The 25,730-nt window shown below is 36.2% G+C and carries 25 protein-coding genes, 1 pseudogene and 1 riboswitch; of the genes and pseudogenes, 15 read left to right on the top strand and 11 right to left on the bottom strand.

Going from position 1 to position 25,730, the window contains the following annotated elements:
• Positions 1 to 61: 61 nt before the first annotated feature.
• Positions 62 to 940 (top strand): LysR family transcriptional regulator, encoded by an 879-nt coding sequence (locus B3D94_RS01895; RefSeq protein ID WP_291754084.1) that lies wholly within the window; start codon positions 62 to 64, stop codon positions 938 to 940.
• Positions 941 to 1,134: 194 nt separating this feature from the next.
• On the opposite strand, the gene B3D94_RS01890 is transcribed toward B3D94_RS01895, so the two are convergent.
• The gene (locus tag B3D94_RS01890) at positions 1,135 to 1,575 is read right to left on the bottom strand and encodes a VOC family protein (protein WP_069482964.1); all 441 of its coding nucleotides are present in this window, start codon (positions 1,573 to 1,575) and stop codon (positions 1,135 to 1,137) included.
• A 290-nt stretch (positions 1,576 to 1,865) separates the two neighbouring features.
• Here B3D94_RS01890 and B3D94_RS01885 point away from each other — a divergent pair, with 290 nt between their 5' ends.
• A complete protein-coding gene (locus B3D94_RS01885) occupies positions 1,866 to 2,711 on the top strand; it encodes an aldo/keto reductase (protein ID WP_291754081.1) in 846 nt (281 codons plus the stop codon).
• 56 nt (positions 2,712 to 2,767) lie between these two features.
• On the opposite strand, the gene B3D94_RS01880 is transcribed toward B3D94_RS01885, so the two are convergent.
• Complete coding sequence (locus B3D94_RS01880) at positions 2,768 to 3,151, bottom strand: winged helix-turn-helix transcriptional regulator (RefSeq protein ID WP_008175386.1); 384 nt, start codon at positions 3,149 to 3,151, stop codon at positions 2,768 to 2,770.
• Positions 3,152 to 3,261: 110 nt separating this feature from the next.
• Here B3D94_RS01880 and B3D94_RS01875 point away from each other — a divergent pair, with 110 nt between their 5' ends.
• The 5 genes from B3D94_RS01875 (at position 3,262) to B3D94_RS01855 (ending at position 8,796) form a co-directional block, all read left to right on the top strand.
• Positions 3,262 to 4,446, top strand: a complete 1,185-nt coding sequence (locus B3D94_RS01875) for an MFS transporter (RefSeq protein ID WP_069482966.1) — start codon at positions 3,262 to 3,264, stop codon at positions 4,444 to 4,446.
• Between the two features lie 159 nt (positions 4,447 to 4,605).
• Positions 4,606 to 5,556, top strand: a complete 951-nt coding sequence (locus B3D94_RS01870) for an ABC transporter substrate-binding protein (RefSeq protein WP_069482967.1) — start codon at positions 4,606 to 4,608, stop codon at positions 5,554 to 5,556.
• Between the two features lie 78 nt (positions 5,557 to 5,634).
• A complete protein-coding gene (locus B3D94_RS01865) occupies positions 5,635 to 7,206 on the top strand; it encodes a helix-turn-helix domain-containing protein (RefSeq protein WP_291754070.1) in 1,572 nt (523 codons plus the stop codon).
• A gap of 157 nt (positions 7,207 to 7,363) precedes the next feature.
• On the top strand, positions 7,364 to 7,765 hold the full coding sequence (locus B3D94_RS01860) for a hypothetical protein (protein WP_069482969.1): 402 nt from the start codon (positions 7,364 to 7,366) through the stop codon (positions 7,763 to 7,765).
• A 98-nt stretch (positions 7,766 to 7,863) separates the two neighbouring features.
• Positions 7,864 to 7,970: riboswitch (SAM riboswitch) on the top strand.
• Between the two features lie 88 nt (positions 7,971 to 8,058).
• The gene (locus B3D94_RS01855; protein ID WP_291754068.1) at positions 8,059 to 8,796 is read left to right on the top strand and encodes a cyclase family protein; all 738 of its coding nucleotides are present in this window, start codon (positions 8,059 to 8,061) and stop codon (positions 8,794 to 8,796) included.
• 28 nt (positions 8,797 to 8,824) lie between these two features.
• Here the strand turns inward: B3D94_RS01855 and B3D94_RS01850 are convergent.
• Positions 8,825 to 9,420: pseudogene (locus B3D94_RS01850) on the bottom strand (DedA family protein).
• A gap of 88 nt (positions 9,421 to 9,508) precedes the next feature.
• A complete protein-coding gene (locus B3D94_RS01845; protein WP_069483442.1) occupies positions 9,509 to 10,282 on the bottom strand; it encodes a Cof-type HAD-IIB family hydrolase in 774 nt (257 codons plus the stop codon).
• Positions 10,283 to 10,607: 325 nt separating this feature from the next.
• Here B3D94_RS01845 and B3D94_RS01840 point away from each other — a divergent pair, with 325 nt between their 5' ends.
• From B3D94_RS01840 to B3D94_RS01830, 3 genes are all read left to right on the top strand, one after another.
• Positions 10,608 to 11,291: a DUF2225 domain-containing protein gene (locus B3D94_RS01840; RefSeq protein ID WP_291754065.1), complete on the top strand. Its 684-nt coding sequence runs from the start codon at positions 10,608 to 10,610 to the stop codon at positions 11,289 to 11,291.
• A gap of 22 nt (positions 11,292 to 11,313) precedes the next feature.
• On the top strand, positions 11,314 to 11,667 hold the full coding sequence (locus B3D94_RS01835; protein WP_069482973.1) for a hypothetical protein: 354 nt from the start codon (positions 11,314 to 11,316) through the stop codon (positions 11,665 to 11,667).
• Positions 11,668 to 11,811: 144 nt separating this feature from the next.
• Positions 11,812 to 13,221: an erythromycin esterase family protein gene (locus B3D94_RS01830; RefSeq protein WP_291754061.1), complete on the top strand. Its 1,410-nt coding sequence runs from the start codon at positions 11,812 to 11,814 to the stop codon at positions 13,219 to 13,221.
• Between the two features lie 44 nt (positions 13,222 to 13,265).
• On the opposite strand, the gene B3D94_RS01825 is transcribed toward B3D94_RS01830, so the two are convergent.
• Positions 13,266 to 14,441, bottom strand: a complete 1,176-nt coding sequence (locus B3D94_RS01825; RefSeq protein ID WP_291754058.1) for a DUF4272 domain-containing protein — start codon at positions 14,439 to 14,441, stop codon at positions 13,266 to 13,268.
• Between the two features lie 22 nt (positions 14,442 to 14,463).
• On the bottom strand, positions 14,464 to 15,747 hold the full coding sequence (locus B3D94_RS01820; RefSeq protein WP_291754056.1) for an SMI1/KNR4 family protein: 1,284 nt from the start codon (positions 15,745 to 15,747) through the stop codon (positions 14,464 to 14,466).
• A 285-nt stretch (positions 15,748 to 16,032) separates the two neighbouring features.
• Here B3D94_RS01820 and B3D94_RS01815 point away from each other — a divergent pair, with 285 nt between their 5' ends.
• Positions 16,033 to 16,674 (top strand): TetR/AcrR family transcriptional regulator, encoded by a 642-nt coding sequence (locus B3D94_RS01815; RefSeq protein WP_193833358.1) that lies wholly within the window; start codon positions 16,033 to 16,035, stop codon positions 16,672 to 16,674.
• A 117-nt stretch (positions 16,675 to 16,791) separates the two neighbouring features.
• Entirely contained in the window at positions 16,792 to 18,201 is a 1,410-nt protein-coding gene (locus B3D94_RS01810; RefSeq protein WP_291754437.1) for an alpha/beta hydrolase family protein, read from the top strand.
• A gap of 33 nt (positions 18,202 to 18,234) precedes the next feature.
• Here the strand turns inward: B3D94_RS01810 and B3D94_RS01805 are convergent, their stop codons facing one another.
• Complete coding sequence (locus B3D94_RS01805) at positions 18,235 to 19,065, bottom strand: MerR family transcriptional regulator (protein ID WP_291754051.1); 831 nt, start codon at positions 19,063 to 19,065, stop codon at positions 18,235 to 18,237.
• Positions 19,066 to 19,151: 86 nt separating this feature from the next.
• Here B3D94_RS01805 and B3D94_RS01800 point away from each other — a divergent pair, with 86 nt between their 5' ends.
• Positions 19,152 to 19,619, top strand: coding sequence for a GNAT family N-acetyltransferase (locus tag B3D94_RS01800; RefSeq protein WP_291754048.1), 468 nt, complete (start codon positions 19,152 to 19,154; stop codon positions 19,617 to 19,619).
• Positions 19,606 to 20,949 (top strand): MATE family efflux transporter, encoded by a 1,344-nt coding sequence (locus B3D94_RS01795; protein WP_291754045.1) that lies wholly within the window; start codon positions 19,606 to 19,608, stop codon positions 20,947 to 20,949. Before B3D94_RS01800 ends, B3D94_RS01795 begins: the two co-directional genes overlap by 14 nt.
• Before the next feature lie 42 nt (positions 20,950 to 20,991).
• Here B3D94_RS01795 and B3D94_RS01790 read toward each other — a convergent pair whose 3' ends face one another.
• The 3 genes from B3D94_RS01790 to B3D94_RS01780 all read right to left on the bottom strand — a co-directional run bounded on the left by B3D94_RS01790 (position 20,992) and on the right by B3D94_RS01780 (position 23,353).
• The gene (locus B3D94_RS01790) at positions 20,992 to 21,447 is read right to left on the bottom strand and encodes a GNAT family N-acetyltransferase (RefSeq protein WP_258269381.1); all 456 of its coding nucleotides are present in this window, start codon (positions 21,445 to 21,447) and stop codon (positions 20,992 to 20,994) included.
• Positions 21,448 to 21,667: 220 nt separating this feature from the next.
• Positions 21,668 to 22,204, bottom strand: a complete 537-nt coding sequence (locus B3D94_RS01785; protein ID WP_291754035.1) for a GNAT family N-acetyltransferase — start codon at positions 22,202 to 22,204, stop codon at positions 21,668 to 21,670.
• Positions 22,205 to 22,300: 96 nt separating this feature from the next.
• The gene (locus tag B3D94_RS01780) at positions 22,301 to 23,353 is read right to left on the bottom strand and encodes an AI-2E family transporter (RefSeq protein WP_069482982.1); all 1,053 of its coding nucleotides are present in this window, start codon (positions 23,351 to 23,353) and stop codon (positions 22,301 to 22,303) included.
• Positions 23,354 to 23,791: 438 nt separating this feature from the next.
• On the opposite strand from B3D94_RS01780, the gene B3D94_RS01775 reads away from it, so the two are divergent.
• A complete protein-coding gene (locus tag B3D94_RS01775; protein ID WP_291754028.1) occupies positions 23,792 to 24,181 on the top strand; it encodes a RidA family protein in 390 nt (129 codons plus the stop codon).
• A gap of 93 nt (positions 24,182 to 24,274) precedes the next feature.
• Here the strand turns inward: B3D94_RS01775 and B3D94_RS01770 are convergent, their stop codons facing one another.
• Positions 24,275 to 25,675, bottom strand: coding sequence for an amino acid permease (locus tag B3D94_RS01770; protein WP_193833368.1), 1,401 nt, complete (start codon positions 25,673 to 25,675; stop codon positions 24,275 to 24,277).
• Positions 25,676 to 25,730: the final 55 nt, after the last annotated feature.

The following is a 25,730-nucleotide window of genomic DNA, read 5'->3' as shown; positions in this document are numbered from 1 at the left end:
AAAATATTAAAAAAATATGTTTTACTTAGGTTTTTCGAATAATAGGGAGGTGTACTTTTAATTGGATATTCGACAACTACGATATTTTATTGCGATTGTAGAGGAAAAAAAGATTTCTGCTGCGGCTGAAAGGCTACATATTTCCCAGCCTCCATTAAGCCAGCATTTAAAAGCGATGGAAGAAGAACTAGGCTCAAAACTAGTGGAGAGAAGCGGAAAATATTTCGAAGTCACTGAGGCTGGAAAAACCTTATATAAATACGCACTTCAGATTGCTCAATTAATGAAGGAAGCTGATGCGGAAGTTAAAGATGTAGGTTTAGGCATTCATGGACGATTAACATTAGGCATTAATACGTTTTCGGTAGTTGAGCTCCCTCCATTATTACATCAATTTCAACAACAATATCCCAAGGTAACTTATAAGATCCAGCAAAATGAATCCTCTTATCTATGTAAGCTTGTAAGAGACCGTATAGTAGAGTTGGCTATCATTCGATTACCTTTAGAATTGGATGATTTCTCTGTTCTTCATATGTATACAGAGCCATTTTACTTTATTCAATCCGATAAAAATGATCGGCTTGAACATGAGGTGACACTGGCAGAAATTCAAAACTGGCCACTCCTTTTACCAAGTACTGAAGGGTTAGGCGTTCACTATTCAATATTAGAAGCCTTTTCCCGCTTCCAATTACAATCCCACATTGTGGGTGAATGTTCAGATACCACACTTTTAATGAATTTAATTGCTACGGGATTTAGCGCCTCTATCGTACCCGAAACTATTCTAAAGCAATATGGAGATTTACCACTTCATGCATACAAAATACCGTCAGAAGAATTATCCACCTCTGTAGGACTCGTATGGTTGAAAAATCATTACTTATCAAAAGCCGCTCAAAACTTTGTGGATTTAATGAGAAGAAATTATTGTTAAATGCATCACTATATCGCTCAACAACAAGCTATTTTCAGACTGTAGACAAACTCTTATAAATATTGAGCTTGTCTACAGTCTTCTCTACAATGAAATATAGTAACACTGTCGCTTTTCTCTGGAGTCGTCGCCTTATAGGAATCCCCCACTTATTCCAAAATAAACGATCTTATTATGTGAATTACATATGACCATTATTGAATAATTAGCATATCGTTCTCATCGAACTGCCACATATCGCCGTAAGCAACTTCCCAATAGAAGCCATTCGGATCTTGGAAGTAGCCACTATAACCACCCCAAAATACAGTTTCGGGCTCTTTAACAATTTTTGCGCCAGCCTTTTTGGCTAATGCAAAAATACTGTCCACCTCTTCTTTTGATTTACCATTATAAGCAAGAGTGATTCCACCAAAGCCATGGCCAATTTCAGGTGGGTTTGCTTCATTAATATCTTTAGCCAATCTTTCAATTGGAAATAGTGATATTTTTGTCCCTCCATTATTAAAGAACATAACATCAGGATTTGTTTCCTCTCCGTAAACTACAACCTCAAAACCTAGACCATCTCGATAAAAAGCGAGAGACTCCACCATATCTTTAGCACCTAATGTAATTAAATTTAAACGATTCATCTGCCAAACCCCTTTTTATAGTATTACTACATATATTCTCCATCGAACAAACATTTCCTTTTATTACTGAAATAAAGCCATGCATGGCCATTATCTTGGCACAGCTACTAGTAGATGTGGTCAATTAAAGGGGCTTAACTAATTTAATGACCAATATTTTTATCCCTCTAACCATTGTTAGCTCACAAAAGTTACCTCTACGTTTCTATGACACAAAAAAGTGCGTACTTTTTTTGAAGGTATATTGGCAGCATAATGAAAAAGCAATAACAAAACATGGAGGATTTAAAATGATTACTCATTTACAAGATACAATCACATTAAATAATGGGCTACAAATGCCTGGAATGGGGTTAGGTGTTTTTCAAGTAGAGAATGATGCTACAGCTGAGATGGTTAAAGATGCTATTGAAGTTGGTTATCGTAGCATTGATACTGCCGCAATTTATGGCAATGAAGCTGGTGTCGGGGAAGGTATTAAACAGGCGCTAACATCAACTAACCTGCAACGTGAAGATTTATTTATAACATCAAAAGTTTGGAACGACGAACTAAGCTATGAGGAAACCGTTACTGCCTATGAGGAAAGCCTAGAAAAACTTGGGCTGGATTATCTAGATCTTTACCTTATTCATTGGCCTGGGAAAGATAAGTATGCTGAATCTTGGAAAGCGCTAGAGGACCTATATGATCAAGGTAAGATCAAAGCAATTGGTGTTTGTAATTTTACTGTTGCGCATTTGGAAAACCTACTATCATTTGCACGTGTGAAGCCGGTTGTGAATCAAGTGGAATTCCATCCACGCTTACAGCAAGCTGAGCTTCGTTCATTTTGCGACAAGCACGAAATTCAACTTGAGGCTTGGGCACCATTAATGCAAGGTGGACTTCTTGAAGATGCAACCATTTCAAAAATAGCAGAAAAATATAGTAAATCAAATACCCAAGTTATTTTACGCTGGGATGTACAAAATGGGATTATCACTATTCCTAAATCTGTACGTCGAGAACGTATGATGCAAAACGCTGATATTTTCAACTTTCAGCTAACAGATGAAGACATGGCTATTATCAATGCGATGAATCTTGAACAACGTGTCGGACCTAATCCAAATGAATTTGACTTTGCTTTATAAGCTGTGCAAAAAGGAAAAGAGACTGTCTTCAATATGACAGTCTCTTTCTCCCCTCATTACGATGTTTGCTGCATGGCGATATCTTCATCACGTTGTTTTAACAGTACATCTTCACCTTTATCCTGTAATAATTCAACATGCTTTTCGCCCCAAGTGCAAAGCATGTTCAAAATAGGTTCCATACCGTGTCCATAAGACGTTAAGGAATATTCAACTTTTGGTGGTACTTGATTAAAGACCTTTCGATGGATTAATCCGGCTTGCTCCAATTCTCTCAATTGATTTGTGAGCATTTTTTGTGAAATCCCCGGAATCAATCGCCGAAATTCATTTGTACGAATTTTACCATGGTGGTTTAAATGACAAAGAATAATCGGTTTCCATTTACCACCAATAACTTCAAGCGTAGCTTCAACACCAATATTATAAACTTTTTGCATCGTAAACCCCCTGTAATATTCAAAAGTAACTAAAAGTACTCTACGTGCCTTTTTGGTATGTATGAATAGTACTACACACGATGAAAAAAATCAAAGGAGATCGTTTTAGTATGTCACAATCAAAAAAGCCAAATGCTACATTAACTTTATTAGCACTTGCAATCAGTGCATTTGGTATAGGGTCCACTGAATTTATCAGTGTCGGGCTTCTACCATTAATTACGGATGACTTCGGTATATCTTTAAGCACAGCTGGCTTAACTGTTTCAATATACGCACTGGGCGTTACTATTGGGGCTCCATTATTAACTGCCTTCACATCTCGCCTAAGTAGAAAAACTGTTTTATTACTCGTTATGACCATTTTTATTATCGGTAATTTAACTGCAGCTATCGCACCTATTTTCTCCATACTGATTATAGGTCGTATTATTTCTGCATTAGCACATGGTGTGTTTATGTCGATCGCTTCTGTTATAGCCGCTGATGTAGTTGAACCAAATAAACGAGCAAGTGCCATTGCCTTTATGTTTACTGGGTTAACATTAGCTACTGTGACAGGTGTCCCACTTGGTACATTTATTGGTCAAGTAACTGACTGGCGTATGTCGTTCATTTTTATTGTCATGATTGGAATTATCGGTTTAATAAGTAATGCTTTGTTAGTACCTAATCAATTATCTAAAGGTAATCCGATTTCTTTACACGATATTGGCAAAGTATTAGGCAATATCCGCATGTTATTAATACTTTTCATTACTGCAATCGGCTATGGTGGTGCTTTTGTTGTCTACACCTATGTTTCACCCATTTTAGAACAATATATGGGTTACTCGCCACATACCGTAATCATTATTCTAGTTGTCTATGGTATTTGCGTTGCTATTGGTAATACACTAGGCGGCCATTTTGCTAACCAAAAGCCATTACGCTCCATCTTTATTATTTTTGTGGGACTTGCCTTGGCGTTACTTGGCATTGGTTTCACTCTTGAATCACCGATTATAGGGCTAATCATGGTACTGACAATGGGGTTATTTATGTTCATGAATGTCCCAGGTTTGCAATTATATGCTGTTCTCCTGTCCGAAAAATATGTGCCATCTGCCATTTCGATGGCTTCAGCATTAAATATTTCTGCTTTTAACGTAGGCATCTTTTTAGGTTCATATATTGGAGGCTTTATTATTCGTCATCAATCATTAGCACACACTCCTCTTTATGGATTCTTTATGGTTATGCTTGCAGCGGTCGTTACACTCTTATGGCTACTTTTTGATAAAAAGAAACAATAGTGCTCTAAACTTCATTTTGTATAAAAAAGATGTAGAAAATATGTATTGTTTGTTTTTATGTTGTATCCTATAATTTATTTGAATAAAACGAGAATGATTATCATTCCAAATTAAGATAACATTCAATCTGTTTTAGTAAATTTATAGGAGTGAATTGCCATGCGTATCAGTCGATATTTTACATTTGTACTTTTCCTTGTACTGATGTTCGTTTTAAGTGCCTGTGGTTCAAATGAAGCACAAAAAAAATCTGAGAGTGAGAATCCAACAAAAGAAAATACACGAGTTGTAGAGGATGAATTTGGAGAAATAACAATTCCAACAAATCCACAGCGAGTAGCAGCCATCTATATGGAAGATTATTTAACTGCCTTAGATGTCAAGCCTGTTGTGCAATGGTATCACCCTTCCTGGGGTAAACAAGATTATTTAGGCTTAGACGTACCTGAGTTTGACGTTACAGGTAGTATAGAAACGTTACTTCAAGCTAAGCCGGATTTAATCATTGTAGATGGTGCAGCAGATAAGGCAAAGTATGAAGAATATTCAAAGATTGCACCTACTTATCGCTTAAAAGAAGAAATACTACAAGATCCACGTGAAATTGTGAAAACGATAGCTGATGTTTTAAATATCCCTGAGAAAGCAACTGAAATCGTTGATAAATATGAGGAACGTGTTACTAATTTAAAAGATAAGTTAGATGAATCAGTTGGTGACGAAACTGTAGCCGTTGTTCGTCTAAATGTTGCAGATAAAACATTGGCATTATTCGGTATGAAAAATCGCTACACGGGATACATTTATACGGAAGCTGGTTTAACTCCACATCCATTAGCTCGTGATATGACAGAGTTCCACGAAGTCTTGTCTGAAGAAGCTATTCCAGAATTAGATGCTGATCATATTATACTCTTCCCTTCAAATGGCAATTGGGAAACCGAGGAAAATCAAGAGGCGATTAAATGGTTGAATAGTACACTTTGGAAAACAGTTCCTGCTGTAAAAAATGGGCAAGTTTATATTGCTGATCGAACTTATTGGCAGTCTGGTGCCATTACTGCAAACCTACTAAAATATGATGATCTTGAGAAATGGTTTGTGAAATAATTTACAAAAGAAAGCTCTTCATGGGGCTTTCTTTGTGTTGTTTTCCAAATTCAAACTTTACTTAGGAGTGCGTGGACAATGGGTAATTTAACACAAATCTATCATTTACAATCTATTTCATATACTATTCTTTCAGTGAATATGCAGCCATATAGCCATACATACTATTCGCTTTTCATCCTTATTAGTGGTAACGGAACACTTAAGACAAATCATGAAACTATCCATCTTATGAAAGAAAAATGTGTGGTTATTCCACCTAATAGCCATGTCGAAATTCACACTGCTGATGAACCTCTCTGTTTATACCAATTGACATTTAACACGATCTATCTAAGTGAATCCCATGCTCCTCATAGTCTCTTTACAAGTGTTAGAGAACTACAACTTCTTCCCTTTTCTCAATGCAATAGACTATTAGAGGCTATTTATCAGTGTCGTCAAGCAAAGGATGAACACACTATTTTTGAGCAGCATGTTCGTTTCCAAGAATTGATGCTATTTATTTTTGAACAAAACCAATCGAAGCCCATTCTACAAAATGATCGTCAATCTGTAAAGCAATCTATCCAATATTTGCACAAACACTTTGGAAGAGATTGGACTGTTGAACAGTTATCAGAGCTGGCAGATGTGCCAAGATGGAGTTACTCTCGTATTTTTAAAGATATTACGGGGCAGATTCCTCTTCATTATTTAAATAGTATACGTATTGAAAAAGCCAAACAGTTATTAATGACAACTAATGATCGTGTATTTGAAATTAGTCAGTCCATTGGCTTTAATAACGAATATTATTTCAATCGTCGTTTTAAAGAGCATGTAGGAATTTCCCCAGGACAATACCGACGAAGTAAGAGCAATAATGTACGTGTATTCGCACCGTTCTTAGAGGACTTCTTTGTAGCTTTAGGTATTACACCCATTGCTCAATTCAGTCATTCCAAGTGGGGAAAACAAGACTATTTAGGTTTGCAGGATGTGCCCGATATTGATGTACAGTACGGAGAAGTGGATCGCCTCTTTCACTATAAACCAACTTTAATTATGTTAGATGCTGGTATAGAGCGTTGGGAAACTTGCCTACATTTAAATAAGCTGGCCCCAATCTGTCACCTAAACCACCCTGGGGAGGATTGGCAATCGACCCTATTTAAAATTGCTGACTTAACAGGGAAAACCGCTATGATGCAAGATATTATCACGGAATATGAGGATAAGGTACAAAAGGCTCGACGAATTCTCGGTAAATCCGTTTACGGGCAAAGTGTGGCATTTCTTCGCATTTCAGCCATTGGCATTACGCTGTATGCCGGCCCTGAATGCGGTTATACAGGGCCAATCCTATACCGAGACTTAGGCTTAACGCCTCATCCATTAGTATGGAAAATACCGCTTAATCAGCGTAAAGCTCACCTGACATTAGATCAGCTGCTACAACTAGACGCTGATCATTTATTTATCACCTTTGACAAGCAGCACTCCTTTTATGAACATGAAGAGCGTACTATTTTAAAATCTTCTGTGTGGAAAAACCTAAGTGCAGTTAAGACTAGCTGTGTTTATGAGGTCGACTTTTTAACGTGGATGAATTATGGAATCCTATCACATAGCAAAAAAATAGATGATGTTTTAAATGTTCTTGGTTAAAGTACAAAAAGGAAGCACGCCATGGTTTCCTTTTTTGTTTAGCATGTCATTTAACATATTATATTTTACACCCTGTACAGGAATATTTTTATCCAAACACCTAAAAAGATCATGATACATAAGATAAGATATCAGCTTTTGGATAGGAGGAACTGAATTGTATTATAATCCTTATCCGTATTTTGTTCACCCCTACCATTACCCAATACCGTCGACAGCCCATCACCTTGCAGCTAGACCTTTTTCTCAACATTTAGCAATGCCGACCAGTAATAGTCCCTTTCCCCCTGTAAATACACAAAAACTAATATCTTCAGCTACGCGGATAAAGGCGATTATGCAGCAAGCGCAATTACTTACGGATAAAATTGATAGTTCTCAACAATTTGCGCATGATTTAAAAAATGCTGCACAACTTTCAAATAAAACAGAGGTCGAAAAATTGATTACATCCACAGGCATCACTACAAAATTCGAAACCAACTATACACCAGACAATTTTAGAATACAGCTCATGGATAGTGGTTGCTGTAGAGTAACGTTAATTTTGAATTGGTAAATAAAATTTTTAACCCTGTAATCCTATCAAAGTTGTAAACTATAAAAATATATGCTAAAGTAATCGTAATATTATTTCTGAAAATTCTTATATTCTATTTCTTATCAAGAGAGACGGAGGGATCGGCCCGATGAAGTCTCAGCAACCAGCTCAATCAGTATGGTGCTAATTCCTTCTGGCAAAATCTAAGCCTGAAAGATGAGAAGGCGAACTACCCATGTTTGATTCCGGGAGTCCTCTTCTATAGAGGACTCTTTTTTATTTACCATTACTTTTAGGAAGCAGGAAATTAAATGTCTAACGAACTTTTACAAGCATTGCACTTACTAAAATCAAAACAATGGGTCGATTTGACACATACCTTCGGCCCAAATTCACCTCATTTTTTCATGTTTGAAGATGCTAAATTTGAAACATTATTCTCTCATGATGATGGGTTTTTCGCACAGCAGTTTACTTTCCCCGGACAATATGGAACACACATTGACCCACCTATTCACTTTGTAAGAGATACTCGTTTTCTAGATGAACTAGAGCTTAAGGAGCTCGTTCTCCCGCTTATCGTTATTAATAAATCACAAGAGGCTACTAGTAATCATGACTTTACGCTCAGTGTACAAGATATTCTAGAATTCGAGGCACAATATGGACAAATAGAAGAAGGTACTTTTGTGGCAATGCGAACAGATTGGAGTAAGCGTTGGCCCGATAAAGAAGCCTTCAGTAATAAAGATGTGGATGGCCATAATCATATTCCGGGTTGGGGCTTGGAGACATTACAATTTTTATTTAAGGAACGTAAAGTAAGTGCAATCGGTCACGAAACTTTTGATACCGATTCTGCTACTGATTTTCGTCAAAGCGGCAAATTGGATGGAGAATATTTTGTCCTTGATCAAGACACTTATCAAATTGAGCTTATGACTAATTTGGACAAGCTTCCTCCAAAAGGGGCTATTATTTTTAATATTGTACCTAAGCCTGAAAAAGCATCTGGATTCCCCGTACGATCATTTGCCATTTTGCCATAACAAAAAGTCGGTATGAATCATACCGACTTTACTTTTGTACGTTTCTTTTTTTTAATAGATAATAAACCATTAACATGACAAGGACAAACAATAAGATGACATAAATACTGTAATGGGACAAATAGTAGCCAACAAAACGCCACTTCTCCCCCAATACTTTTCCTAATGTTATAAATGTGAAAGTCCATATAAATGCTCCTGTATAAGCAAAGAAAGCGAATTTCTTATATGGATAATTATTAATAGCCGCAATGTAGGCTGTCAGATGGCGTACACCTGGAATAAAATAGCCAACGATTAATAAAAAAGGGCCCACTTTCTTAAACATTTTTTAGTAAAATCAATTTTTTGCTCAGTTATATGAATCTTTGGCCCATATTTCTGCAAGAGCGGTAAACCAAATCGGCGGCCGATATAGTAGCTTAACGTAATACCTCCCATTGCGCCAATCAGAGCGCTTACTAACGCTTGGATATGTTCAAGACTTTCTCGATAAACACTATAACCTACATATGTTAAAAATACTTCATCAGGAAGTGGCAACCCAACAATGCCTCCAATTAGGATCACAATGATGCCAAAATACCCGTAATGTTCAATTAGAGATTGCACATGCTGTGCCATTATCCAACCACCTAACACATTGTTCTATACATTCATAACCATCATCCAAAGAGTTTCTCAAGCATCCACTTTACTACCTTATATATCGTTAAATAATGTGTAACTGACGTAAAGCAAAATCTATGCCACCTTCAATGGATTTCTTTGTAACAAAATCTGCAGCATTTTTTAGAGCTTGGCTACCATTTCCCATGGCAACTCCGAGGCCAACCTGCTCTAGCATATCTATATCATTCTCTCCATCTCCAAAAGCAATTGCATCCTTAGAATTAATCTCAAAATAATCTAGTACAGCCTTTACAGCTATCGATTTGGACACATCATGCTGTAAGACATTCACAATATAAGGATGCCATCGTTGCTGTAATATATTCGAAAATTGACAAGCTAATCTTTTTCCAGCCTGTTCATCCGCATAGAGACACATAAGAAAAACCTCTTCATCTATAATGCTGTCATTTCTAACGGGAAAATCACGTAAAGACAATGTCTCTTGCATCGCACTTAAGGCTAACGGATTTTGTATAGCATTCATCGTAAGTTGTTCGGTAAAAAAAGTTAAGGAATGCTGTTGTTGCTGTGCAAAAGCTTGAACATTTTGAACAATGCCCTTATCAATCAGAATTTTATGTATGACAACATCCTTGTGCTTTACATATGCTCCATTTGCTGTAATAAAGGTTTCAATCCCCAAACTTTTCAGCTCATCACACATGGATAACGGCCTTCCTGTCGCAGCCACTAGATGAATCCCTTTATCCTGTAGTAGGTGAATGGCCTGCCTTGTACTTTCTTCCACAGCGCCATTCTCATAATTGATCAGAGTACCGTCCACATCAAAAAATACTATTTTATATGTCATTTCCTCCACCCTTTCACACCAAACTTTTGAACTATACAATTCGAATTGTCTATAAAATAAATTGTATATAATTCGACAAAATCCACTCGAACTATATAACTTACTTTAAGTACACCGATAAATACTATTACATGCTTATTTCTAATGATATTTAACTAAAAATGTAAGAATTATTTTTAATTTAATAATTCTAAAGGAGTATACCAAAGAACACAGAATTGTTAAAATGATAGATAATGAATTAAATACATTGAACGATTATCGATTGCGTATAAATAGAACAAAAGAAATAATAATTCTAGAGCATGCAAAGGAGTTGATTCTTATGGCATTTAACATCTACTACTATGAAAGTAGCGTAGATTGTAAATTTTGCAAAAAGCATTTTACAACGTATAAAGTACGCCCAAATCGATATAAAATTATCGAGGAACAAACAGATTTCATGCCCGTCTATGATGGCCTAAACCCTTTGCTGTATGAAGTTGCTGTGTGCCCACATTGTGGGTTTGCTTTCCATAAATCCATGACGCGGACATACGGACCTTTCATGCAGCTCATAGATGAACTATACATTAAAGAGTTACAGAAACCTATGAATATCTGTCAGGAACGTACAATCGATGATGCCATTATAAGCTTTAAGCTGGCCTACCTAGTATCTCGCGCATCAATGGAAGAATCACTTTTGATGGCAAATTTCGCATTAAAAATTGCCTGGTTATATCGTTTAAAAAACGACGAAGAATCAGAAAAACGCTACCTTTTTGCCGCTAGAGATTTTTACAGTAAATCATTTGCATCTAACCAGGAAGGTGGAGAGCGAATTCAATTTTTACATGCCGAGCTAAGCCTCCGACTTGGTGATATGACAGAAGCTAAAAAAGGATTTTCAAGATTAATTGCCGATAAGAATGTCTCGCCAAAATATCGAAAGCTAGCACGGAATCGTTGGGAAAATTATAAATATGATGAACAACCTATAACCATTAAAGAAAGCATGAATTGATGTGACGAGGAGAGGACTAGTTATGTTGCTATTTCAAAAAAAGATAGATGTGAGAGAAGAGGATATTTTTTCAGAACTGCATCATTTTTTATTAAGAAAAAATAATCGTTATTTAACAAACGAAGAGGTTGTGACTTTGACAGGTGTATCATCTGAGCTACTGTATAAATGGGTCAAAACCGGAAAGTTAAAAAATTCAATTTTCCCTAATTTGGGTGCACCTTGTGAAAGATGTGGACAAATAACACAAGCAAAAATTTGTGTGAGCTGCTCCTCCTCCATTATTGGTACCCTAAAACAAGAGGAAAAGGATCGTGCGTGGTTCAACCAGATTCAACGTAACCATGTTAGAGCTAGTACGTATCATTATAAATAGCTATTGGGCATCTCCATTTAAATGGAGATGCTTTCTTTTTTAACAATCCATCCAAATTTAAACAAAATTTAAACAAATTCCTCCTGTGCTTTAAACTTTGCCCCTTATACTTAGGATCAACATAAAGAAAAGGGCTGATTTTCAATGAAACATTATAGAAAAAGGAAAGCTTTATTAAGTACAGCACTGACAAGTCTAATCGTATTCAGTGGCATAACTAGTGCTTCAGCAGCTGCCCCTGCGGTAAAAGAGCAGGAAAAATACGGAGTGGTTCAACAGACTAGGACTTCTAATGAGACATTACAGGATTGGAAGAAATGGGCGAACGATCATGCGTATAGCCTGTCTTCCATCCAACCTGAAGCAATTAGTGCGCAGAAAATCCCATCTAGTAAATTTGAGGATTTAGAAATGCTAAAACCGTTATTACACGATAAACGTATTGTTTTTTTAGGTGAAAGCTCTCATGGGGTCGCACAGTTTAATCTCGCTAAAACTCGTTTAATACAATTTTTACATCAGGAAATGGGTTACAATGTTTTAGCCTTCGAAAGTGGTCTGGGCGATGTCATGAATGCCCAAGGAAAAATTGATAAACAAGCTGCACTACAAACGATGAAGGATGCTATTTTTGGAGTATGGTGGACAAAGGAAACATTGCCTCTTTTTGAATACGCAAAAACAACTCAAGCTACAGAGAAACCTCTTGTTCTAGCAGGATTTGATATTCAACAGCAAGGGGTATTTACGAATGGGGATTGGCTGCAAAACCCTCAATTGGCTCAGCAATTCAGTGACGCGGAGAAGCAACTCGCAGAATGGAGCTCTAGTAAAGATCTAAAAGGCTATCAGAAAGAAAAAGTAGCTATTATCAACGTGTATAAACAAGTAAAATCTCAAGTTCAGACGAAAGAAAAGGAGCTTCAAAAGGCTTATCCGAATGAACTTCACATTGTAAAACTAATGGAACGCACTTTAGCGGACCGTATCCGTTTGGCAGACGAATATGTAGAGCTAACAATTCAGTCCAATATTGAGATGGAGCAAAATAAATATGAATCATTTTTAACAACAATGGAGTGGCGTGATCAGGCGATGATGGAGAATTTACTTTGGCTAGCTGAAGAAGTTTATCCAACAGAAAAGTTTATCGTTTGGGCGCATAATGACCATGTTCGTAAGGCACAATCAGACCTAATGGGCTCCCCATATCCAGTTAAATTAATGGGTGAACGTTTACCAGATATCTACAAAAAATATAGCTATGTATTAGGTCTATATATGACAAGCGGAGAAACTGCCAATAATATGGGTGAGACGATGGCCGTTTTACCACCTATAAAAGGATCTATCGAAGATATTGTATCTTCAGCCAACAAACCTTACACATTCATTGATTTACGTAGTCGTCAAAATGAACGTGGTAATTCATGGATGTTTGAACCTCGCTTATCCTATAGCTGGGGAGTTATACAAGAAAGCCTTGTTCCACGTGATCAATATGATGGTATTCTTTTAATTGATAAGGTGAATAAACCAACATATGTAAAATAACCTTTATAATATAGCAAACTAGTATCCTAGTTTGCTATTACTTTCTAAGTATCCATTGATATCGTTTCCCACTCTTCGTTTTGATGACCGATCAACCAGAATAAGGCTCTACGTCTTTCCATAACAATACTTTCATTCATTCCAACAGGAGCCGGTCGTTCTTGTATACGACTATCTACGCACGCCCAGTGTAATCTGAATATCTTGTCGGCTTCATCCATTATTTCTTTCTGACTACGCATCATAATTTGAAGATAAAATTGCTCAAACGTTTCGCAGTTAGAAATAACTTGAATAGCGTACTCACAATCACATACTTCATCAGGAAAATCAAGCTCTTTAACAAATCCCAGTACCCAAATCAGTATCCAATAAGCTTCATATTGCCATGAAATATTAATGGCTTCTTGTGCATTTGGTTGTTGATCATATAAAAAGGCCCTTTCATTGTCCGTTAGATTTGCCTCCACTTCATATTTATGCAACATATTGATGAAGAAATCTCTTGATTCTTCAACATTTTCTCCTTGTGCCACATCACAAGCAAATTGAATAACAATTAGTAAAGCTACAGCTCTCCTAGCAATATCCTCTTTGGCTTTAAGCTGACAAGCTCCAATTAGCGGAAGTTGCGGGAGTGAATCTGTGTATGGAATACCGTTTTCTTTTAAATACGCTATCGTTTTATTCTTTCTTTGATGACCTTCTTCCGATGTCGCCTCTTGTCCCCTCACCTTCTGTGTACAAGCATAAGGCCTAAAGTTGGATGGCCCTGATTGCCCATCAGGATAAACAATGACTGCACCTTCTTTGTCTAACAAGGTACCATTTGATAAAAATCCAATTCCTCCAATGGTTAATAGCAGGCTCAAACATAACTGCATTTGTTCATCCTTTATTTCTTTTTCACATTCGATCGCAATTACTATATTTAACACAGAAATTTGCGTTAAAACTAATTCTTTTAAATGGTTATCTTCAAATGGAATACTGTTGTAATAGCTCATCATTCCAGGGATATTATTCACAAAGTATTCTGAGTTTGTATCTTCAGACATCACCCTAACCATCAATTTATATTTGTTAAATAATGCTTTAGATTTTATAAGATAGTTATCTTCGTTTTTTTCAATAGCAAAACCTTTACTAAAAACATCGAAAATCTTACATTCGATTTCTTTTGTATTATTCATAGAAGCGAATATAGTGAAATTGTTCAATTATTTCTCCCCCTTACAATTATTAGATTTCACCAAAGTTCAATGCCTCTAGAGCTTGGCTAAAAAATTGTTTATGTTTTCGTAGTACTTCATTGTCCTTCCAAAACGTAAGCAATGACAGCCATTTCTCCATATCCACTGAAGTTGTCGGTTTAATTCCTTGCTGCAACATTTGGCATACGGCTCGTATCGCTATTTGACGCTCTACTTCCCTACCATTCAACCACTCAAATAAAGTTTCTGCACTCGGCTGTGATTCTACTAAAAGCGTATCCCACCCCTCTATCGGAAAAGAAACATAACGTTTCATCCATGCTATTGTTCTTGGGTTATGAAAATCACGTAGTCGATGTAAAGCTGTATAAGATTCAATTCCCCTTTTTTCAATATCTTGAAGAACAAGTGACAACCCCACCTCTTCTGGTAGACAGTAGGCGGTTAAATAATCTCTAATACTATTAGGCAAATCATTTTGGTCTTCCCAAAGTGTCATCACCCAATGACTTGCCTCTGTTGCACAAACCTCTACTAGCACTTTGCACCATACTTCTTTATCTGCTAAACGCCGTGATTGTTCAATTTGATTTTGAAGTGCGGCAAACACTTCCCCAGTATTTAACCGTGTAAATGCTTCTCGAACCCTAGTATCCCCCATGCCATGCATCGATACATATATGAGTAAAGTATCCAGTTGATACATAACGTTCTCCCACGTTGAAGTTAAATATTGTTCAAACCACTTTAGCCAGATTTGAGAAGTGGTCAAACTTAAATCTAGTCCACCTTCACTACAAAACTGTAGATACAATCCACAATCTGCCCCTATGCATCCTAAAGTTGTAGCTCTCTCTACATAATCTTTAAAATTAAAGGCAAGAAGGTCATACTCACCCCCCTCATGACTCCAATACCAAACGGAACCATCCTCAATCTTAATAAGAAGCGCATCACCATTGCCAGCCGTATGAAATTGTAGGTATAGTTGTTCTTTTGCATTATCACTGTCTCCGCCAAAATCAGGGAATTCGAGTTCTTCCAAGCTCCAGCCAAAATCACCTAAAGGTGTGTCTTCCAGCTCAATAGGAAGTAGTGCCTCGTCAGGTAAAGACCAATATACCCCCACTTGTCGAGAACAATGAAGTAATACATCACGGAACTCAGAAGGAATCGGAACGCCGAGCCGCATCTCTACCATTGATAGTTCATGCACAGTAGCCATAGGCTTTATCTCCAGTGGATGAGTCCAAGCACCTTGCTGTTCAAGCTGTTTTAATAATTGCGTCCATCGATCAACCCATATTTGCATATCTATTCCTCCAAGCTTAGAAAAATATATCGGATAATGCTCTACTTTTTTCTCTACTAATGTATCGTCAAGAAGTCATTTATGTATTAGAGTTTGGTTTTACTTTGCCTAAAAACACTCGGATTTTACTTCTATTTAAATTCAAAATATATGATAAATTACTTACTTTACTAGTTCTTTTCTAGTTTTCTTCAGCAATTCTCATAAATCGTATCATGTTGACAATTTGGAAGGGTGCGCCTATTATTATAAATACATTCGAATGTATCTATAAGGAGATATTTTATGGCCAGAAATAAATATCCAGAAGTTACGAGAAAAAGAATCATTGAATCAGCTGTTAAATTATTTACTTTAAATGGTTGGGATAATGTAACGATTCAAGAAATTGTCGATGATGTAGGGGATATTACTAGAGGAGCATTTTATCATCATTTTAAAACGCGTGCTGATGTTATTGATGCCATCACAAAGGAAATGCTAACAGCAAATAATTATTTTAATGACATCTCAGATTTGGAAAACTTAAATGCTTTAGAGCGTTTAAGACAAGGCATTTCTTTCTCAATTTCTCAAAGCGGAAAGGAAGAAAACTTATCCTCGATTCATTTGAAAATGAATTCTGCCGAGTTTGTTTATAGCCGCATCACAGAAGGAATTCAGGTTGTTGCACCAGGAATTCAAAAAATTATTGATGAGGGTAATCAAGACGGCTCACTGCAAGTTGCTTTCCCGAAGCAAGCAGCTGAAACTTTTACAATGCTTTTTGACATTTGGATGAATCCTGAAATATTTCGTGTAAGCCGAGCCGAATTTATTCATAAAATTGAACATATAAGTTTGATGTTCAAAGGAATTGGCATACCAATTATGAATGATGAATTGAAAGATGTTTTTTTAGCATTATTTGATAAAGTGCAGGAATAATAAACTACTATATGTAGTTTATTATTTTAATCTAATGCATACATTCGTATGTATATATACTTAAAAATATGTTTAATCTAATACATACATTCGTATGTATGAAAAAGGAGATAAATGATGAAAACCTTAGAAGTACTATTTACACTTATTTTAATACTATCGAGTATCTCACTAACTTTTAGACAACGTGGGGTAACTACAATAAATCTTATTATGATAGCTATCAATTATGTTTTGTTAATAGGAACAATTATGACTATTGGTGCTAACTGGCGCATGATCCCTGCTTATTTTGTTTTGATGTTATTAACATTGCAAGTTTTTGTGAAGCCAAAAAGTACAATTGTTTCAAAAAAATTAAGGATGAAAATAATTAAAACTTCAGGTATTGTTGTGGCCACTATTACAATGTTCACATTACCAACGTTATTTCCAATCATGTCTTTTCCTGAACCAACAGGAAAATACACAGTAGGAACACAGACATTTCACCTGACCGATAAGAATCGCAAAGAATTTGTTGTACCTAATCATCAGGTGAATCGCGAACTGATGATTCAAGTTTATTATCCTGCTGAAAAAGAGACAGGAAAACCTTCACCCTACTTTAAAGATATAGATGCGTTAACACAACAGTTAGCAGCGACACAGGGTTTTCCCAATATCGCAACAACGCATTTAGGACTGACGAAAACCCATTCTTATCAAGATGCGACAGCTATAAAGTCTAAAGAAAAATTTCCACTTTTATTATTTGCACACGGTATGAGTTTATATAGTCGACAAAATACCTTCCAACTAGAAGAATTAGTGAGTCATGGCTATATTGTCGTTGCTCTTAACTTTACAGGTGATGCGGCAACAACAATATTCCCCGATGGTGATCGGGTTGATTTTACACCAATTGAAAACACCATTACATTCTTGAATAATCGAATCCATCTTTGGGAGCAGGATGCATCATTTGTTTTAGATGAAGTCATTAAAGGCGATTTTGATAAGAACTTTCGTGCAATAGCCTCACTAATTGACTATGATAGCATTGGTATGCTAGGTCATTCTTTTGGCGGTGCTACTTCAGCTCAAATGCTAGTAAAGGATAATCGTATTAAAGCAGCCATTAATATGGATGGTGGGGTATATGGCGATTCAATGCCAAAGAATGGTCCTGAAAAGCCTTTTATGCTGATGAATGCTGAGGCATCCATTAACTTTATGAAAGAAGCATATAACCAGCAACCTGGTAATCGTGATGAATTGTTTGCAGAAGCTTATCTACGAAATAAAACAATAGAAAAGCCTGGTGTCTACACAGCTATTATTCCAAAAACAAATCACGGAAGTTTTACAGATTTAGCGGCCGTTTCGCCGATTATTAATGAATCTGGGGCAGATGTAAATGCAATTTATAAATTGATTAATGAATTATCACTTGGCTTTTTCGATAAAAATTTAAAAGGAATCCAAGACAATAAATTAAATAAAATACAAAAGGCACATCCGGAAATAAACTTAACTTTGCATTAAGTATGTTTGGGGTTGTTGATAGGCAGAGATGCATCAACAACCTTCTTTTATTTCTACCATAATTTTTGTTATATATTCCTCTTCACGATTTTTAATAACCGCATCATAAATATATTCCTCATAAACATATTGCCCCAGTTCATAACCTTTTTCTCTCATGACCTGGAATAAACGCTTGTAGGTTTCGCCCAATGTCGTAGACGTTCCTATATGGTATCCAACAATAAACTTTCCTTCAATCGCTTTAAAATAAGGATGACCTTCCTGCGGGTGTGGTTGCTCAATATATAAGTAACTATAATTATCATAATTACCTGCTAATACCTGCTCCCTTTTGGTAATGCCACCAATGGGATAACCCGTGTCTAAGTGAGAGCGATCCAATTCATCAATAAAATCAGAGACAGCCTTAACAAATTGTTCTTCCGTTGAGTCCTCAATATTTCGACTTAAATACAAGGTTGCCTCTGGAAAATGCTCAATTGTAATGCTATCAAAATCTAGTTGTAGAGACTCCTCCGTTAAATTAATTTTGACATCAATAATGCCTTCAATCATCTCCAGTTCTCGCCGCTTTTTCGCGACAATTTCCTTTTGTTGATGCATCAATTCTAAAAAATTTTCAGGTGACTTCTCTGCCATATACTGCTGTATATCTTTCAAAGACATGCCAACAGCCTTTAATAACTCAATGACGTCAAAAAAGTCATATTGTGCGAGTGAATAATACCGGTAATCTTTGCTATCCTTCATAGCGGGAGATAGCAAGCCAATTTGATCGTAATAAATTAAAGTTTGTTTATTAACCTTACATATTTTAGCAAATTCGCCAGTTGTAAAATATTTTACATTTTTATTAAGCATTTTTTGAGTATCCTCTCTTGACTATATAGTAACTATATACTTTAGATTGTACCTATTCACAATAAAAATAGAAAGGTTTTGACATTATGTTCACGGAGATTCGTGACATTACAGCTTTTAACAAACAAGAAATATTAGCATTACGTATTGCTGACAATCAGCAAAATTTTATCGAAAGTACAGACCAATGCTTAGCAGAGGCGGAGGTGGATCGGCGCTTTACACCTTTAGGCTTGTATAAGGATAGCACCGTAACAGGCTTCGCTATGTATGGCGTATTTCCTCATGATGATCATAGTCAACGAGTTTGGCTTGATCGTTATTTAATTGATGAACGCTATCAGGGACAAGGTTTGGGTAAACATTTTTTACAGCAGCTTATACATTACTTAACAGAAAAATTCAGCTGTCACAAAATATATTTAAGTGTTTATGACAATAATGTAGTAGCTATTCAGCTATATAAACAGTTTGGCTTTATATTTAATGGTGAACTGGATGATAAAGGGGAAAAAGTAATGGTCTTGGAGGTGCATGTCCATGACAACCATTAATCCAATTGAAACAAGGCCGCTCAAACCATTGTTTTTATCCTATTTATTCCCAGCAATGATTGGCATGCTCCTAATGTCAGTGAATATTTTAGTGGATGGGATTTTTGTCAGTCACGGCGTGGGCCCTACAGCGTTAGCAGGCGTTAATATTGCTGTTCCGATTTTCTCTATTCTACTGTCTATTTCTCTTTGGATTGGGATGGGTGGAGCTACACTCTATTCCATTTCTGTTGGGGAAGGCAATAAGCAACGAGCCCATCAGCTCTTTACGTTGGCGTTTACTACAATGCTTGTGGTCGTGTTAACAATTATCGGGTTCCTTGCGCTTAATTTAAAAGATATTTCTTATATATTCGGGGCAAGTGATGATACTTATCCATATGTGCAAGAGTATTTACACGTTATTTTGTTATTTGGAGTGTTTTATACAATTGAAAATCTTTTAAGTATTTTTATTCGCAATGATGGTAATCCAAAGCTAGCTATGCTGGGTTTAATTACAACATCTGTATTGAATATTATCTTAAATTATATTTTTATCTTCGTTCTAGATTATGGTGTAACAGGCTGTGCTTTAGCAACAGCAATAGCTACTATTATAGGTACAGCTGTACTATGTCTTCATTTTTTCCGCCCACAGTCTGAATTAAAATTTGTCTCTTCATTCTTCAATAAGACAAATTTAAGAAAAATTTTCGCTATCGGATTACCTAGTTTTATTGTCGAGGCTTCTGTAGCGGTTATTATTATTTTATATAATGTGACCTTTTTACACTATTTAGGGGCAAACGGTGTGACTGCCTATGCAATGGTCAACTATATCCATACAGTCTTGTTAATGATTTTCTTAGGTATTGGCATGGCTCTACAGCCATTAGTTAGCTATCATCATGGGGCAAGATTACTTGAGAGGTTAACAGCATTACTAAAAATTGGATTAGCTACGGCTTTTATTTTAGGATTAACAACAGCCCTTATAGCTATGCTTTTCCCTTCACAGCTTATGGCTTTATTCGGAGATAGCTCATTCGAAATTCGTCATATGGCAACTCAGGGCTTTGTTCATTTTGCTATAGGCTATGTATTTTTAGGTATCAATATGGTACTTGCCGAATTCTTTCAATCTATCGAAAAAATTCGTATTGCCACAACTATTATGTTACTTCGGAGTATTATTTTATTTATCCCAACACTTATTCTCCTGCCTAAAGTGTTTGGCTCTCAGGCAATTTGGTGGACCTTCCCAGTGGCAGAGGGTATTACAGCCTTGCTTATTTACGGATATATTAAAAAAAACCCACGAATAATTGCCTCTTCTGGCGATGCTTAAATGGAAAGGGACCTTGTACTTATACAGGTCCCTTTCCTCAACTTATTCAGTTAAATATTGAATAACAGCCATTTCTTTACCGAAACGATCACCATAATCGACAAAGCCTAAACTTGCATACAAATGATGCGCGGCTTTATTTTCTGGATGATAGCCTACTACAACCTTTGTAGCATCCGGTAACTTAGCTATTTCATTTATTATTTGCTTTGTGGCTTCTTTGCCAATACCTTTGCCTTGAAAGTGCCGATCAATCATTATGCGATAGATCCAGTACCCGCCAAGCTCTTCCTTTACAGCATTGAACATTAAAAACCCAACAATTTTGTCTTCATTGTAAATGGCATACGGCTTTAAAGTCGGTTCGAACTTTGATTGCGCAATAGAAATAGCATTGGATTCAACATAATCCCTTTGCTCTTCTGATATTTCTAACAGGCAGCAATCATACCAATTATTATTATTTACCTCTTCAATTCTTACAGTATTGCTAGACATATATGGTCCCCTTCCTAATTTAGGGAAACGCTAAACACTTTGTTAATAGGGCGTTTTCCCCCAGTATTGAACGATAAAAATAAATGAATTTGTCATAATGACCGCCTCCTGTAACAAAGATTCATAACTATAATAACATACCTTTTTATACATTATTAACATTTTTTTCTTTTTAGCAAAATTAAAACCAGCACATATATTCTCTGTGCTGGCTTAGTTTCTATTTTGATATTTCCCTATACTCTTCCAGAAGAATACTCATAATGATTTCATCTGAAAAAGTATTATTCATAAATAATGCCTGCCTCAATACACCTTCTTTTTTGAAGCCAACCTTTTCATAGGATTTGATCCCTCTAATATTATGAGAATAAACTTGTAGTTCCAAACGATTCAGACATAGCTCCTCAAAAGTAAATTTTTGAGCAAGTTGAACTGCTTCTGATCCAAGACCTCTGCCACAATCCTCTAACTCATGTAAGGCTATACGAAACATTGCCTTTTTATTTTCCAAATCCACTTCCATAATAGCTAAATCGCCAATTACTTGATCATTATCTACTAAACAAATAGCAAAATCATAACGAGTAGAATCTTTTTTAAAGCGGTAGATAGCCTCTTTAATTTGTTCTTTTGTTAGCAAGTTACGAGTCCCTGTCATATACATGATTTCCTCATTTTGAAAGCATCTTTCAATGCTTTCACTATCATTAACAGAAATTTCCCTTAAATATACCTTCTGTCCCTTTACCATCATTGTAAAACACCCCCCTACTTATCTTAAATGAGCTAAGCCTGAAAGTAAAAAAGGATCATCTCTTCGTACAAGATGATCCCTTATGTAAAGCTATTTTTACTCCATTAATTTTTTATCCTCATCAACGTCCATTTTCTGTTTAGATTCTTCTGAGGAAGTAACCCCTAGAATATCAAGTAAGAACATGAATAATGGGATACCGATGATTAATCCCCATACACCAAGGAAATGCTCTGAGAAAAGGATGACCATGAATGTGTAGAAAATCGGTAAATCTGTCTTGGCTGACATAAGCTTTGGATTTAAGAAATAGGCTTCAATCGCATGTAAGACCATAACAATTACTAAAATGTAGACAATGTACATTAAGCCACCAATACTATAGGCGATAATACTGAGGGGGATTAATGAAATAATAACACCCGCAACTGGCACTAAGCCAAGGATAAAGAGCATAATCCCAAGAGCAATTAGATGTGGAAAGCCCATAATCGAAAGGGCAATCACTGATAATACACAGTTAACAGCAGCAATGATGAACTGTGCCTCAATTACTTTACCAAATGAACGGATGAAAATTCTTGAAAAATAATGCAGTTCATCGTAAAGAGGTCCTATTTTACTATCCTTAAACTTTGCCGTAAATTCAATGATTCGTTTCTTCTCCAACAAGATGAACAAACTCAATATTAGGGAAATCAAAATTTGCATAATGATTTTACCAATATTCGTAATATTTTTAAGAGTTATATCCACACCCTGTTCTAAATACTTGCCAAGCTCAATCTTCTCAAAAGTTGGAGCCAAATATCTCGCAATCTCATTGTCATCTGGATCGAGGTTAAAGCTGGCAATAAGATCAAAAAGCTGTGTGATTTGCTGCGTGACAATTGGCAAGTATTTATAAATCACAGCGACAATACCAGCGACAAGTAACAAATACAGTGTTACAGTAACAGCTTTTTCATTCATCGGTGTGTATTTTCTTATGCTTTTCGTTGTCTTCGTAGTAAGCTGATTCATCAAATAGGTAATAATAAACGTAAGCAAAATTAAGTTGATCATACTTCGCATTAAATATAATGCAACAGCAATTCCAACTAGAATGATAAAACGTTTAAATCCATTACTCCGAAAGAAATTATTCATTTATTCACTCCTTCTACAAAACGGCCTCGCTGCCTTTGCCACCTAAGGTTGCACTAATAACTAAACATCAGTAGTAAACATTAATTTACATCAATACGCATCATTCTTATGTAAAAATTTCCCTCTCATTTAATGAGTATAGCCATCCACCTTCAAATTAAGACGAAATTCATGTTTCTTTAGAAGTATCTGTATAAAACCTAAGGGTGTGAAGTGAATTGTATGTCTAGTCAAATTAAAAAGTTAATACTTTTATCTATTTTGAATGCTTTATCAGCGTATAAGCCTATATTTTATGAATCTATTATAACTCTTTGAATCGACATATCCAATTTGTAAGTTCATTTATAATGGTATTTGTATTACTTTTATCTATGATTACTCTATGCTATTTTAATGGAGAGATGAAAATGAATAATAGAAAAGGAGATGTATTCAATGAAAATTAGTAGAAATCCTGAAAACATTCATCTACCTGTTGCCCCTTATGTACATCAGATCGAAGTTACAGGAACAAACAGATGGTTAACATTATCTGGACAAATTGGCATGGAGATTGATGGATCAATACCTAAGAATCCGGTCGCCCAATTGAAGATAGCACTAGATAATATTCGGAAAAATCTTGATCATGCCAATATGGATATTCAAGATATTACAAAGCTCGTGTTTTACTTGGTAGACGATATGGAGGCTCAACAACGAAAAGAAATTATTAATGATTTTTTACAAGGACATCTTCCATGTACAACCTTACTGTACGTAGTAGCACTGGCTGCTCCGGCTATAAAGGTCGAGATTGATGCTTGGGCTTGTAAAGAAGTATAAATTTATTTTATGTAGAGCTTTATAAATATGTGATTTGAATTTAAACATAGAAAATCCCCCTCTAGATGCACTAAAGGGGGATGGAATCTTTCATTATTGCTTCTCATGGGTAGAGCCAATTTTTGCATGTTTGTATCCATACAATATATAGATAACTAACCCAATTAGCAACCAAATGAAAAAGCGTAGAATCGTAAATAATGGCAGGCTAAAGATTAATGCTAATGAACCTCCTACACCAACGATTCCTACCAGCCATATAGCTGGAACTTTAAACGCTCGTGGTTGATCTGGTCGTGTGTAACGAAGAACAATAACACTGATTGTCGTTAAGGCAAATGCCGTTAAGCCTCCGATATTCGCAAACTCAGCTAATTCTCCAATGGATAAGAATCCTGACAACAGAATACCTGTTAGTACAACAATAATAGTTGATAGGACAGGAACCCCTGTCTTTTTATTAGTTTGAGCAATACGCTCAGGAAGAAGTCCATCACGGCTCATGGCAAAGAGTACACGAGTAGCACTTGTTGTATTGGCAATCATTGTAGCAAGCAACCCAAAGATAACTGCTACTGCAACGATAGCACCTCCCCATTGAATACCTACAGATTGCAGTGCGAACACTGTAGGGTTTGGAACATCTAAATCAGGAAATGGTACAATTCCTGTCAAAATCGCTGCCACAAGAGCGTAAATAAGTGTTAAAACACTCAAGCCACCAATCAAAGCTTTTGGTATTGTTTTTTGTGGATTTTTTACTTCTTCCAGCACTGTTGTCACACCGTCAAAACCTGTAAAGGCAAAGAATACTAAAGCTGCTCCAGCCATGACACCTGACCATCCAAATGGTGTAAATGGTGACCAGTTTACAGGATTAACATGGAAAGTACCAATAACAAGGAATAAGATTATCGCTGCAACCTTCGCAATCGTAAATAATGTATTCGAACGCCCCACATTCTTAATCCCACTCAACGCAATCCAGGCCACAATAAGCCAACCAATTACAGCTGGTAGATTAACAATCCCTCCATGAGCTATATCCTTTGTAAGAACGTCTGGTAAATGAATGCCTACAGATTGTAAAAATGAATCTACGTAACCGCTCCAACCAACTGCAACGGTACTCGCTATAACCGTAAATTCTAATAATAAATCCCACCCAATCATCCATGCAATAATTTCACCTAATGCAATATAGGAGTAGGTATAGGCGCTCCCGGCGACGGGGGTCATTGCCGCAAATTCCACATAGGCTAGTCCAACTGCAATTGTCACAATCCCACCAATTAAGAAAGAAACAATTACCCCGGGACCTGCATGTAAGGCAGCTGTTGTTCCAGGTAGTACAAATATTCCTGCCCCAATTGTCGCTCCTAGAACATAAAGCATTAATTGCCATGATCCCAGCTCACGTTTAAGTTTGAAGCGTTCTACCTCAGTTATTTTGTTAGCTTGTTCAATCGATTTTGTTCGTAAAAAACTTGCCATACTAGCCCCCCTTTTTCAACAGAAAGTATAATCTATCATTTTTATACATTTTTAA

Origin of the sequence: Lysinibacillus sp. UBA5990 (assembly GCF_002429815.1) — a bacterium.
Classification (GTDB): Bacteria; Bacillota; Bacilli; order Bacillales_A; family Planococcaceae; genus Lysinibacillus; species Lysinibacillus fusiformis.
This window is presented reverse-complemented; position numbering and strand designations above follow the sequence as displayed.